General features: G+C 48.3%; 11 protein-coding genes and 1 pseudogene. 5 read left to right on the top strand and 7 right to left on the bottom strand.

Annotation, left to right across the window (positions count from 1 at the left end; all coding sequences use genetic code 11):
* Positions 1 to 332: 332 nt before the first annotated feature.
* A complete protein-coding gene (locus LBCZ_RS01620; RefSeq protein WP_025013508.1) occupies positions 333 to 944 on the top strand; it encodes a hypothetical protein in 612 nt (203 codons plus the stop codon).
* 437 nt (positions 945 to 1,381) lie between these two features.
* On the opposite strand, the gene LBCZ_RS01610 is transcribed toward LBCZ_RS01620, so the two are convergent.
* Positions 1,382 to 2,434 (bottom strand): IS30 family transposase, encoded by a 1,053-nt coding sequence (locus LBCZ_RS01610; protein WP_010620018.1) that lies wholly within the window; start codon positions 2,432 to 2,434, stop codon positions 1,382 to 1,384.
* A 641-nt stretch (positions 2,435 to 3,075) separates the two neighbouring features.
* Between LBCZ_RS01610 and LBCZ_RS01600 the strand changes: the two genes are divergently transcribed.
* Positions 3,076 to 4,128, top strand: coding sequence for an IS30 family transposase (locus LBCZ_RS01600; RefSeq protein WP_010620018.1), 1,053 nt, complete (start codon positions 3,076 to 3,078; stop codon positions 4,126 to 4,128).
* A 358-nt stretch (positions 4,129 to 4,486) separates the two neighbouring features.
* Here LBCZ_RS01600 and LBCZ_RS01595 read toward each other — a convergent pair whose 3' ends face one another.
* A complete protein-coding gene (locus LBCZ_RS01595) occupies positions 4,487 to 6,103 on the bottom strand; it encodes a hypothetical protein (protein ID WP_025013060.1) in 1,617 nt (538 codons plus the stop codon).
* A complete protein-coding gene (locus tag LBCZ_RS01590; RefSeq protein WP_025013061.1) occupies positions 6,096 to 6,830 on the bottom strand; it encodes an ABC transporter ATP-binding protein in 735 nt (244 codons plus the stop codon). Before LBCZ_RS01590 ends, LBCZ_RS01595 begins: the two co-directional genes overlap by 8 nt.
* A gap of 257 nt (positions 6,831 to 7,087) precedes the next feature.
* On the opposite strand from LBCZ_RS01590, the gene LBCZ_RS01585 reads away from it, so the two are divergent.
* Positions 7,088 to 7,837, top strand: coding sequence for a sulfite exporter TauE/SafE family protein (locus LBCZ_RS01585; protein ID WP_025013062.1), 750 nt, complete (start codon positions 7,088 to 7,090; stop codon positions 7,835 to 7,837).
* Between the two features lie 92 nt (positions 7,838 to 7,929).
* On the opposite strand, the gene LBCZ_RS01580 is transcribed toward LBCZ_RS01585, so the two are convergent.
* Complete coding sequence (locus LBCZ_RS01580; protein ID WP_025013063.1) at positions 7,930 to 8,274, bottom strand: winged helix-turn-helix transcriptional regulator; 345 nt, start codon at positions 8,272 to 8,274, stop codon at positions 7,930 to 7,932.
* Between the two features lie 122 nt (positions 8,275 to 8,396).
* Here LBCZ_RS01580 and LBCZ_RS01575 point away from each other — a divergent pair, with 122 nt between their 5' ends.
* A complete protein-coding gene (locus LBCZ_RS01575; protein WP_025013064.1) occupies positions 8,397 to 9,419 on the top strand; it encodes a zinc-binding alcohol dehydrogenase family protein in 1,023 nt (340 codons plus the stop codon).
* Here the strand turns inward: LBCZ_RS01575 and LBCZ_RS01570 are convergent.
* Positions 9,416 to 10,282, bottom strand: a complete 867-nt coding sequence (locus tag LBCZ_RS01570; protein ID WP_025013065.1) for an aldo/keto reductase — start codon at positions 10,280 to 10,282, stop codon at positions 9,416 to 9,418. The genes LBCZ_RS01575 and LBCZ_RS01570 overlap by 4 nt on opposite strands.
* Before the next feature lie 226 nt (positions 10,283 to 10,508).
* Here LBCZ_RS01570 and LBCZ_RS01565 point away from each other — a divergent pair, with 226 nt between their 5' ends.
* Positions 10,509 to 10,949, top strand: coding sequence for a MerR family transcriptional regulator (locus LBCZ_RS01565; RefSeq protein WP_025013066.1), 441 nt, complete (start codon positions 10,509 to 10,511; stop codon positions 10,947 to 10,949).
* Positions 10,950 to 11,009: 60 nt separating this feature from the next.
* Here LBCZ_RS01565 and LBCZ_RS01560 read toward each other — a convergent pair.
* Positions 11,010 to 12,366, bottom strand: a pseudogene (locus LBCZ_RS01560) (APC family permease).
* A gap of 2 nt (positions 12,367 to 12,368) precedes the next feature.
* Positions 12,369 to 13,496: an amidohydrolase family protein gene (locus tag LBCZ_RS01555; protein ID WP_025013067.1), complete on the bottom strand. Its 1,128-nt coding sequence runs from the start codon at positions 13,494 to 13,496 to the stop codon at positions 12,369 to 12,371.
* Positions 13,497 to 13,559 lie beyond the last annotated feature (63 nt).

The following is a 13,559-nucleotide window of genomic DNA, read 5'->3' as shown; positions in this document are numbered from 1 at the left end:
TTAGCACTCTTACGGTATTTAGCGGACGGCCATTTTTTAACTTAGAGCTTGTCATTGATTCATCGCAATTTTTTAATTGAACGTGATGTGTACTCCTTGTCAAGATTGGTGAAAACGCGGATTAAAATAACAAAATGGATAACCTTTATATAAAATATGCCTTTCGTATAAAATCGGCGAAATACAGCTCTATATAAGGGTCTGAAGTCATAAACCAATCGTTGGCAAAATGACATTTGCAGTTTTATAATGTAACCGAATGCAGAGCGCGCTGTATCCAACATTATTGCTAACAACTTTTGTTAAGTGTTTACTTTCCAGGAGGAAAAGAAATGTCAAAGTTTATTAAATTTGCTGGTGCCCTTGCAGCTTTGACCTTTGGATTGTCCCCTGTTATTTTGGCAGGGACAACCGTTTCCGCTGCTGATAACGCCAACCAATCAGTTAACTCAACACTACCGACAGTAATCCCGTCAAATGTTGTCGTAGATCCAGAGAACAATTTGGTTAGTCAAACAACTTCTGCAGACGGAACCCATATCACTTTGACCTACCGTGTGACTGATGAACAGCTGGCTGCTATTAAGAAGACCTACTCGGTTCCGAGCCGTTTGAATTCCTCAAAATCAGCCTTCGGTACGATGAGTGTAGCTTCAGCATCATATACCTCAACTTCTAATGGCTCCTTCAAACTGGGAACAGCTGTGGATGTGGCTTCAACTATTGCCGGGCTAGCTAGCTTTAATGCTGGTCTGGCGCTTGGTGTTGCTGCAATTCTCGTACGGACGTCCGGTGTAAGCACTGTTTACTATCATTACACGCAAACAAGCTGGAGTGCGAGTGACGGCTTCCACGTAGCCGTCAACATTAAATTTTACAAGAACGCAAGTCATACAAGCTATATCACGCAAACCACATTTGATCGAGTTTATCAAAACGATTAATTAATTTATGCAGGGTTTAAAAACGGGGTGATTCAAATGAGTAACAATGATGTGTTTCAAAAGCGTTACAAGCATATTGCTGCTTTCTTAATTATTTGGATCGCCGCATATTTCACTCTGGATTCATTATTTCCTGATCTGCCGATACCTCTCACCCTATTTCTCATGATAATAGTGCCGGTATATCTTTTAGGTTATCTAGTTTATGAATACTTTAAACTAAAAATCAAAAGGCCCACTTCGCTAGTGTTCCTATTAGTATTGGTGGCAGCGTTGATTTTGGCATTACTACAATTTCTCAAAATTGTCACGCTATTCTAAATCCAGTAACTGGCAACGAAGGATTCAGAACGTAAATTGCAAGAACAAGTTAGCCAGTCGTTGAGGACAATCCCAGAACAGGCCGTTATCAAATAGAAGTTGTGGCGCTAGAGAGACTACTGGGCCATGCGGCGAACGCGCCGAGCTTCGGCCTCAAAGTTTTGCTGGGGTGTGCAGTAGCCCTGTTGTTTGCGAGGCAACTGATTCAAGCGGTCTTGCGTGGCCTGCACTTGACTAGGGCTAATGTCATCTAGGGACATGCCCTTAGGGAAGTCCTGGCGGATCATCCGGTTATGTGCCTCGTTGGTGCCACGGTCGCAGGACGTGTAAGGATGGGCGTAGAAGATCTCAGTTTCCGTCCCAGCAAAAGCAGTATTTAAGGCGGTGAACTCGGGTCCGTTGTCGGCTGTGATGGTCTTGATGCAAGCTCCCCATTCGCGCTTGATTCCACGCAATGCATAGCTCACAGAGTCTGCATCTCGTCCTTCGATCAAGCGGAGAAGTTGGCAACGGGTCTTGCGCTCAATCAGAGTCAAGATGACGCTCTCCTTGCCATTGCGTTTACCGACAATGGTATCCATCTCCCAGTGACCGAACTGCCTGCGTCGTTCAACGACCTTAGGCCGTTCCTCGATACTGCGGCCAGCCAGGCGCTTAGCCTTGGTGTGGTGCTGGTGAGAGGTCTTCCGCTTAGTCTTCTCCAACAGGTCGATATTTCGAATCTCTAGGCGTTGGTCGTCAATGTACTGGTACAAAGTCGAGGCACAAACAAGCTCTTCAGGAGTAAACAGCTTGTGTCGCTTGGCATAGCCGATTGAAGCATCCGGCGACCATTTGTCCTGCTTAGCTCGCTGTACGTACCAGGCTAAGAAGACCTGTACGCTGGCGAACTTGTCAGGACGATGGCAGCTCAAGCGTGCAGTCTCGTAACGAGCCTGAGCAGCCTCTGGCAGGTATTGTCGATGGTAGACGCGCTTGCCATTACTCTTCTTGACCTGATCTACTGTACCTCGCTTGATTTCATTATTAATGGTCTGCGGGCAGACGCCAATTTCAGCAGCAATCCAACGATTGGACTTCCCAGCTTGGCGGAATCCGGCCACTTTTCCGCGCTCGAGTGATGTTAAGTGCTGACCTTTTTGGCGGTGTGTGCTATCCTGTTTCTGCATCAAGACAATATCCTCTTCCATTGTTTGTGTAGGAACTTCAATGATACAGGATATCTGTTCTTGATGTTTTTTATTGTCCAAAAAATTTTGAGACAGTGGCTAACTTGATTCTAAAATGCGCGCTTTTGATTTTTAGTTTGAAATAATCATAAACCAAATAGCTCAAAAAGCTGATCGGCACAACTGTAGAAGAAAAAACGGTGAGAGGCAGAGGCAAACCAGAAAGCAATGAATCCAGCGTGAAGTATCCGGCGATCCAAAAAGTTAAAAAAGTAAGGAAGTGCTTGTAACGTTTTTTAAAGACGTCCTCGTTATTCATTTGAATCACCCCGCTGTTTTAAATCCCACATGTCAGCAACGTTGCGATATGGTTGGATTTATCATAGCTTGACGATTTTAAGAAACACAAGTAGTACCAAAAGGAGACCCAGTACCATAAAAACCAAGAGAATCAGTTTTGCTGGCCGTTCGACTTTTAGTTTGAAATATTCGTAGATCAAATATCCCATAATGAATAATCGCGCATTTTAGAATCAAGTTAGCCACTGTCTCAAAATTTTTTGGACAATAAAAAACATCAAGAACAGATATCCTGTATCATTGAAGTTCCTACACAAACAATGGAAGAGGATATTGTCTTGATGCAGAAACAGGATAGCACACACCGCCAAAAAGGTCAGCACTTAACATCACTCGAGCGCGGAAAAGTGGCCGGATTCCGCCAAGCTGGGAAGTCCAATCGTTGGATTGCTGCTGAAATTGGCGTCTGCCCGCAGACCATTAATAATGAAATCAAGCGAGGTACAGTAGATCAGGTCAAGAAGAGTAATGGCAAGCGCGTCTACCATCGACAATACCTGCCAGAGGCTGCTCAGGCACGTTACGAGACTGCACGCTTGAGCTGTCATCGTCCTGACAAGTTCGCCAGCGTACAGGTCTTCTTAGCCTGGTACGTACAGCGAGCTAAGCAGGACAAATGGTCGCCGGATGCTTCAATCGGCTATGCCAAGCGACACAAGCTGTTTACTCCTGAAGAGCTTGTTTGTGCCTCGACTTTGTACCAGTACATTGACGACCAACGCCTAGAGATTCGAAATATCGACCTGTTGGAGAAGACTAAGCGGAAGACCTCTCACCAGCACCACACCAAGGCTAAGCGCCTGGCTGGCCGCAGTATCGAGGAACGGCCTAAGGTCGTTGAACGACGCAGGCAGTTCGGTCACTGGGAGATGGATACCATTGTCGGTAAACGCAATGGCAAGGAGAGCGTCATCTTGACTCTGATTGAGCGCAAGACCCGTTGCCAACTTCTCCGCTTGATCGAAGGACGAGATGCAGACTCTGTGAGCTATGCATTGCGTGGAATCAAGCGCGAATGGGGAGCTTGCATCAAGACCATCACAGCCGACAACGGACCCGAGTTCACCGCCTTAAATACTGCTTTTGCTGGGACGGAAACTGAGATCTTCTACGCCCATCCTTACACGTCCTGCGACCGTGGCACCAACGAGGCACATAACCGGATGATTCGCCAGGACTTCCCTAAGGGCATGTCCCTAGATGACATTAGCCCTAGTCAAGTGCAGGCCACGCAAGACCGCTTGAATCAGTTGCCTCGCAAACAACAGGGCTACTGCACACCCCAGCAAAACTTTGAGGCCGAAGCTCGGCGCGTTCGCCGCATGGCCCAGTAGTCTCTCTAGCGCCACAACTTCTATTTGATAACGGCCTGTTCTGGGATTGTCCTCAACGACTGGCTAACTTGTTCTTGCAATTTACGTAAAAATCAAAAGACCAGCCTCACTCATTTTTTTAGTCGTGATGATAGCAGCGTTCATCTTTGCAATCCTTCTATTTCTCAAGATCGTGGTGCTTTTCTAAATTCCAATGTACCGTGATACCAGAAATTTGGAATTGCACGAACGGTCAACCCAAACTGCTATTAAGGCCAACCACCTTTTTCCGAATGAAGTGGTTGGCCCTTTATTATTTTTCAGCGGATTTTGTCGAAAGCTTCACTCCCACTAGCAACACGCCACCACAAAGCGAGTCTCAATACCGAATCCGGAAAGTCTTCGGTGCCACCCGATAAATCACTGCAGTGCCGATTGCCACATAAACCAGCGTCATCACGCCAATCAAAATGGCATATGCATAGCCGGAAAATTGCACTTGGGTGAAGACCCACGCCACCCAGTACATGCCCCAATATAAGAAGCGATACAGTGGTGAGACAACTGACATGTCATCTGTAAACGGCTGGATCAAGTAATAGATAAACAAGTCGTGGAAGGAAAAGAACAGCACCATGCCGCAAACTTCCAGCAGTAACACCAAATAAAAATTCACCGCATCCGGTACCGATGAAACGAATTGCAGCGCAAAAATAAACAGAAAAATCAGCCCGCCTGTGACTGCGTTGTACTGGGCAATCCGCCAGAATCGGTAGAAGAACCCGGCCAAAATGGTTTTCGGTTGCCGATAAAATGGATAGTACAACATGGCGGAGTCGCAATTAACAAATAAGAGTTGAACGATTGGTGCGCCAAGTGATGACAAGTACATTGGAAAGAACAAGGTCCCATAAATCGATGTCAAATCGCCGACCGAATGCCCAGCGAAAAGTTTGATGAGTACTAAAAATGCAACGCCAATGCCGCAAATCCATAACAGCCGCGTCCGCAACTTTTTCCATAATTGCTGCCGATAGCGGGCAAATAATAAGGCATTCAGATAGTTACTGCCGGAGCGGCTGGTTGGCTTGATCGTTGTGTTGGTGTCCAGTGTCAACTTTTTCTGCATCGCCTTACCAGCTGCCAAAAACTGCTGATCACGAGATGCTGCAACCTTGCTCAATGTCATGGTCGCCTGCTGAATGGATGCCATCAAAAACGGAATATCATCAGAAAAGCGGTGAATATACCATTCCATCGCCAGCAAAGCCAACAAGCCGATCATGAATCCTAAAGGTGAAAAAACGTCGCTAACAAATGCCGCGAGTTGGCCGGTTATCATCACGCCGGCAACCACACCCCACAGGCTCACCCAGTAAGTGATCTGCGCCATTAAGCCCAGTTGCCGGTGTGACCACGCCAAGCGCGGCAGAAAAGCCTGCCAACGCCAACTAAAGATGGCCATTTCCAGCCCAACCAGCAACAACCATAGATTACGGGTGATAAGTGCCAGAATAAAAAGCGGCAGAAACGGGCCAATCACGACGCCAATGATCTGATTGATCAACAAAGTACCCCGAACCAACGCAACCCGATCCAGCGAAAAGTACTCGCCAAGTTTAATTGTTTTAATATTAATCGCTGCATACCGAAAAATCAGTCCGCGCAGCATGAGGCATCCCAGCGAATAAACCAACACGGCGACCATGATTCGCAAGGTGAAAGCAGTTGGGAGCGGATGAATGAAATCGTTGTAAGCATTGCCGACCAGGAACGCCAAGCCCATCATCAAGAGGGTTATCACCGGCTTGGTCAGCAGCATCATGAAATTTAACAAAATGGCCAAAAGACTTTTCAAAGCTCCGGTGCGGTACCACTTGGTCGGAATCTTTTTTCCTAAAAACGGGATCCGCCGTAGAAAGTAAATGATCCCATTCACCCCGGTAGTCGCATCGGTTTGCGCTTGAAACCAGTAATATCGCCATGCATCACGCATCTGCCTGCACCTCGTCACTTAACCGCGCAATCACGGCGTCTTCAAATGCCTGACTGTGAATATCCAGCCCCGTCAATTCAGTTAACTGCTGCTGATGCAACAGCACCACCGCGTCACAGATGGCCTGCGCCAGCTGCATGATGTGCGTGGAAAAGACAACCACCGAGTCGGCCTTCATCGCAACGATCATCTGCTGCATCTCATGCGCCGCCACCACATCGACGGTTGTCAGCGGTTCGTCGAGTAACAGCACCGGCGGCTTCAGCATCAACGACACCACAATTTGCAGCTTATTGCGCATCCCCTCCGAATAGTCGCGCAACAACTTATTGGCATCTGCCTTACCCAGCCCAGCCATATCAAAAAAGTCCGCCGCTTTGACCGTTGTATGCATCCGGTCCAGCCGTTCGCGATTAATCGCGATAAAATAGTCAACGAATTCAACCCCGGTCATGAATGCCGGCAAATGTGGCTGAGTGTAAACCATACCGACTGCCGTATCCGAGTAATTTGTGATCAGCCCTTGCCCATCATCCGAATCAACCGCAATCGTGCCGCTATCAATCGGCAGGTTACGGACAATCATGTTGAACAACGTCGACTTACCAGAACCATTGCGCCCCAGCAAGCCATAGATCTTACCTTGTTGAAACGTATAATTGGCGTCTTTGAATAAAACCTGCTGATCAAAGGCCTTATCCAAATGGACAATTTCAAGCTTTTTCATCCCGCCACCTCCAGTGCCACCTGAATTTTTCTTGAGTATAGCAAATTATTTTCAGCCATACCATTGACAAGACTCATGACACTAGCCGATAAATAACTGCTTTCACTCCCAAAAGCAACCCGATCAATCCATAAGCTGGAAACGCTCAAAAGCGACAGCAGTATCCGTAAATGCTAAGCTTGATAAGATAACATTGGGTGTAAAATACTAAAAGAGAACAGATTTACCCTGAAAAACAAATCAAATGAGGCGAGCTTATGACGCTCGAAACAATCTTGTATTTACTCGGTATGAGCCTAATTGCCGGTATTCTCAATGGCACAGTGGGAATGGCGGCACTCACGCTTTACCCGATGTTGCTGTCGGTCGGCATTCCGCCGATCACGGCCAATGCAACCAACACGATCGGCCTTTTGTTCAGCGGATCTTCGTCAGTGCTTTCATCGCGGCGGGAATTAAAAGGCCACTGGCACCAAGCGCTACTCATCACATTACTTAATGCCCTTGGCGGCGTCTTAGGGGCGCTTATCTTAATCCACAGTTCCAATGCCAGCTTCAAAAGAGTCGTTCCGTTTATCATTTTCCTGGCCGGGGTCATGATCCTGACACCGAAAAAAGATCCCGATCAGGCTACCCATCGCAAACTCGCCCAAGGGTTTGGTTATGCGCTAATTATGCTCGTCGGGTTATATATCGGTTATTTTGGCGCCGGTGCCGGACTGTTGATGATCGCGGTGCTATCGCGCATCGTCGCCGGCCCGTATGCAACTTACAACGCCATGCGTAACCTCGCATCGCTTGTGAACAATACGGTCACATCAATCATGTTCATCTTCTCGATGCCGATTGCCTGGTGGGTTCTAATTCCGGTCTGCATCGGCTTGTTCGCAGGCGGTTTTCTGGGCCCAATGATTGTCCGCCTGATTCCGTCGCACGTGATTAAAACAGCGGTTGGGATCTTCGCGATCGGGCTTGCAGTTGTCTTGTTTTACCAAGCTTATCTTTAATGCAAAAAATGCAAAAAGACATCGCCGAATTTTTTCGACGATGCCTTTTTTCTTGACCGGTTGAAGAACAAAAGAAAATATGTCGGCACCGTTCATGCCAGTGCGGCCCGCTGCGTTTGATAAAACTCACCCCACGCCGCCATGGCATTGATCACCGGCGCCAACGTTTGGCCCAACTTGGTTAAACCATATTCCGTGGCGCGGCCATCTTCATCGCCGACTTTCTTGTAAATAATCCCATCACCTTCAAGTTGCGATAATTGTAACGCCAACATGCGCTGAGTCACTGAAGGAATGGCCTTGTTCAGCGTGCTGAAGCGAGTGGCATCCCCTTTAAAGAGATGATAAAGAATCACACTCTTCCATTTTCCCGAAATCAGATCAACCGTATTTTGAACCGGGCATCCTGCAGCACAATTATAAAGTTCACGATCCATCACAAGGCCCCCTCGTTGCTTTCCTACAAGTTACTTACAATTTGTTCACTTACTATGTTAGTGCATGCTGGCTAACATACAAGGTGAAAGGTTAAGCAAGCAAACGAAAGGAAGTCATTTTGATGAAAGCCATTGGATTTACGCAGCGTTTGCCGATTGAACAGGAAAATAGTTTAGAAGATTTGACGCTACCAAAGCCAACTCCTGAAGGCCACGATTTATTAGTGAATGTCCGGGCAGTTTCGGTGAATCCGGTCGATACCGGAACGCGTGGCGCAGGTCATGCCCGCCTTGCCCAGCCGAAGATCATTGGTTGGGATGCTGTGGGGATTGTGACGGCTTTAGGCCAGGACGTTACCCGGTTCCACGTAGGCGATCGGGTATTCTATGCTGGCAGTTACAAACGTTCCGGCAGTGACGCTGAATATCAACTGATTGACGAGCGCATTGTCGGTCACGCTCCGGCTAAGCTCACCGATGTCCAAGCCGCTGCCATGCCACTGACCAGTCTCACCGCATGGGAAGCGCTGTTCGAAAAACTGCACATTCCACTTGATGCCAAAGTGGCAAATCGGAAGCATACGATTTTGATCATTAACGGCTCAGGTGGGGTTGGCTCAATGGCGACGCAACTTGCCCACCTCGCTGGCCTGCAGGTCCTTGCCACGGCATCACGCCCAGAATCACAAAGATGGGTACGGGAACATGGTGCCGATCACGTTTTGAATCACCGTCAGCCTTTACCACCACAGTTAAAAGCGGCCGGTTTCAAAAATGTTGACTATATCCTTAACCTCTCGCATCTAGACGAACACTGGAACGAAATTGCCACCATGATTCGGCCTGACGGGTGGATTGCGGCCATTACGGAAAACCGGCGCGGTATTGACTTGCAAAAGTTGACTAAAAAGCGAGCCACGTTTGCCTGGGAGTGGATGTTTTCAAAGTCCTGGTATGGTTATGATCTCGCTTCCCAAGGGATCATTCTCGACAAAGTTGCCAGCTTACTCAATGACAGCACGATTCAATGCACGTTAACCAAGACACTGCAGCCGTTGAATGCAGCCAATTTGCGGAAAGCACATGCGCTGGTTGAGTCTGGTCACATGATTGGCAAGGTCGTTGTGGCCGGTCCGTGGGCTTAGCTCAATCGTTCACTGTAAACCGGGAATGACTGGTACTTGCCATAATTGGTTAGCGGCTTCATCTGCTTCAACGCCGTCATATCATCGTCGCTGATGGTAAAATCGACCTTTGCATTAGCCTTCATGTGGTCCGGGTTAACGGTTTTTGGCAACGGCAATAGACCTAACTGTAAAAGGTACCGCATGCCCAACTGTGCAACGGAGACTTGATACTTAGCCGCCATTTTCTGGATGTCCTTATTCTTGAACATCTCGCCGTGGCCGAATGGCGAATAGGCCTCGACTAATATCTGATGCTCTTGCGCAAAGTCAATCGTTTTGAACGGTGTCTGGGTAATATGCGCTAAAATCTGATCAACCATTGGAGCAATTTCAGCATGATCCAGCAGGTTCTTGAGATCGGTGGGATCAAAATTAGAAACTCCGATGGCGCGCAATTTGCCGGCTTTATAAGCTTCTTCCAATGCCCGCCAGGCTTCCAGATTCCCCTCGAAGTACCGCTCCGGCTCATCATATTTGGCCCATGGCTTCGGTGCATGGATGATCATCATGTCTGCATATTCTAGATCAAGCTTCTCAAGCGAGCCGTCGATAGCTTTGACGGCGGTGTCGTGGTCCTTGATCTCGGCTGCGAGCTTGGTGTTGACGAAAATGTTTTCACGCGCCACGCCGGATGCCCGCACACCTTCGCCAACCCCGGACTCATTGTCGTAAGCTTCTGCCGTATCAATGTGACGGTACCCGACATCGATCGCTTCATGAACGGCCTTTGCCGCTGCAGCATCCGAATCAATCATCCAGGTGCCAAAGCCGATTTTGGGAATCTTGACCCCATTCGTTAACGTATATGTCTCTTCCAACAAGATAGCCTCACTCCTTTTAAAAAATTGCTGCACATTGCTCATCACGTGCGATGTAGCCATAACAGCATTTTTTCGCCGACAAGGGCATAAAAAAGACCGATGAACGCAATTTTGCATCAATCGGCTTACGTGCTACACTCACTTTATCCCCTAAAGTCGACTTTAGGGCAAGTCGTTTCTTTTTGCAATATGTCTTGTCATCTCGTAAGGAAACATGGAGGCTTTCATGTCAGTTTCATACACCATCGGTGAAGTTGCCGCAATCACCCATCTATCCGTCCCGACCATTCGTTACTATGATAAGGAAGGACTCATCCCTGACCTGCAAAAAGATCAAGCAGGTGTGCGGTGTTTTACCGACCAGAATCTTAGCGCACTGGAAATGATCAATTGCCTTAAAACGGCGGGTATGTCGATTAAGGATATCCGCACGTTTATGCAGTGGAATCTCGAAGGCGACGCCACCCTTACCAAGCGGCTGGACTTCTTTAACCAGCTCCACACCGCGGTCGAAAACCAGATGAAGCAACTGGAACAAACGCTCAACACGATTGAATACAAGCAACACTATTATCGCCAAGCCGTTGCAGACGGCACTGAAAAGTACGTCAAAACCGGCACTGCCCATGCTAAAGCTGTTACTATTGAGCAAGAGCGGCGAGATTAAAAAATGCGCTGACATTTCAACATGTCAAGCGCACTTTTTTTCGTTAAACTTCAGAAAAAATCAAAAATCTTCCAACCGCGTTTCAACTTTTCGCCGCTTGGTCGCGACCCACAGGCCAATCAGAAACCAGACGATGGCGATGTAAGGAAACGTGTTCATTGGAAATGCCGGAATCGGCCAGAGACTCGTGTAAATCGGATAAATGAGTACGAGAATCCCGATCACCGGCGCCAACACATGTTTGAACATCGACCGGCCCTTGTCTTTGCGGAAGTAAACGATCGCGCCAATATTCACCAACACGTAAACCGTCAGTAGCCCTAGCATCCCGATCGTACCAAACCAGTTATACATATCACTAGCACTTACACCCAGGCCGATCGCAAAGATAACATACACAATCAACGCGAGTCCGGTAATGCTGTCAAGCGCATGCGTCGGCGTCTGCTTGTCTCCGCTTTCTACCGCCAGCCACGGATGCAGGTAGCCACTTTTCCCTAACGCCTCCAGCATGAACGCACCGGCATTAAGCGCCCCGAAATAGCAAGCGAAATAACTGACCATCGCCGCGAAGTCCATGAAGATGGCAGCATTGGTCCCGAGATAATGGGTCGCCAGGAAGTTCATGGGTGCCGTACTTTTCGCAAGATCGCCAATGTGTGCGGAGCCGAAGCCAATCACTTCAGCGTAACTAACAAGAAAATAGAAAATCGCCGCAAAACTCACGGCCCCCAGCAAGGCAATACTAATCGCTTTACTCGGATTCGTGGCGCGCGGGGCAATCGTCGCCGAGCCTTCAAAGCCGGCAAAGGACATCAGCGCAAACACCATGCCCATCCCCAAACCAGTCACCATATGCGGTTGCGGAATCAACGGCTGCACCGAGTTCCCACTGCGGCCGCCGGAAAAAATAATCACGACCGTCAGCACACTCAAAACCAAAACCGCCAGCAATTCAAGGACCAGTGTCAAGCGCGTTGAAAATTCAATGCCTTTATGACTCAGCCAGCCGCCCAGCAACAAAACCAAAATGTTGTAGAGATTCACCGGTAGATGTACGCCTAAATGACTGAGAAAGACATTGGCAAAGTTACCGACAATGGCGCCGGAACTAAACACAAACGTCACGTATGTCAAGACCAATAACCAGCCGGAAATAAAGCCAGCCTTTTCGCCAAGCGCTTTAGCATTATACGCATAAGCCGAGCCATCACCGGGGATCCGCTTGCCTAGTTCCACAAACGAAATCGCCACAAACAAGACGCCGATGCCGCCAAGCAAAAAAAGCGATTGGCATGTTGATGCCAGCATTGGCCGCGGCACTTGCCGTGTTAAACGACATCGCCCCAGTTGGCGCCACCATCGCAATTGAGAGTCCGAAGACCTCAAGCAAGGTTAATTTTTTGCGTTTTTCCATAACTAATTCACAAACTCCTCTTCTTGGTGGTAAAGCTTGGCCGCTGTCTGCCAGCAAATCGCGTTGATCCAAGCTTTTTTCTGCGCCAGATCGACAAATGGCAGGGAGGTAAAATGCCCGATCAGTGCCTGTTTGAATTGTTGCGCCGCTAACCCATACATTTCCGGATACGTGCTGGCATCGGAGGCAAACAGCAACCTTGTGTAAGGCGCCAGTTCGACTGCTTCATCAAAAACCCGCTGTACGCCGCTGGGGCCGAGATTGTCCAGCAGCGAAATGTCAAAATAGACATTCGGAAAGACACTGGCTAAATAGCCGGCTTCGCGATGATACGGATAGCAATGCAGTAAAACCACTTTGAGTCCCTTTTTGGCAAAGGCATTCAGGAAATCGCGCATCAATAATGGATTACCTAGGTACATGTCCGTGTCCGCGTCGCCATAGCCAACGTGAAATTGCAGCGGCAAATCCTGCGCCATGATCAACGGCGCTGCGTGGTACAGGATGTAATCGATAAGCGGCTTGGACGTTAACCGTTTGACCCCGGAGTTCTTCCAGGTATCAAACCCAGCGGCGGCTTCCATGAGATTAACCGGTTCGATGTTCAACCCCACGCGGTAAGCTGCAATCGATTTGAAGCCGACATAGCCATGTGCCTTCGCCTGTTGAATATCCTGACTAAAAGCCTGCCACCAAGCCGCAAAATTGTCCGATTTCAGCATGAATGTTTCAGCGTGCGTCTCCAGACGATAAATCGCCTTCACCAGCACACCGGTTAGCTTAGCAGTTTCATCTAAGTCGAGAATCGCGTCATCCGGCACAAATCCGGTATCAATCAGCAATTCTTTAAAGTGATAATGACCGAAAATGCGCTGATTATAAGTGGCATAACCCGGATCATTCATCGCTGCCAGCGGGTGCTTGGCATCAAGGGCAAATTGCTTGGCTACAGCTAAAAAGCCGTGATAGGCCAAGCGGTTTTTGGTATCGGCGAGCGGATAATCATTGTCCGCCTCTGTCGACACCTGCGCCAACCGTTCGTCGCGATTCGGCACTTTCCCGTTAATTAAGAAATGACAGTGATGGTCCAACAATGGGACTTGGTCGACAAACTCCGTTAGGTCGTCCAAAATGTTTCCTCCTCATGCACAGCGGTCACCATTCATGATGATGGCCGAAATTAGTTCTTCAAC

Source organism: Lacticaseibacillus casei DSM 20011 = JCM 1134 = ATCC 393, assembly GCF_000829055.1.
In the GTDB taxonomy this organism is placed as follows: Bacteria; Bacillota; Bacilli; order Lactobacillales; family Lactobacillaceae; genus Lacticaseibacillus; species Lacticaseibacillus casei.
Note: the sequence above shows the minus strand (reverse complement) of the source record. Positions and strands in the feature narration are given on the sequence as shown.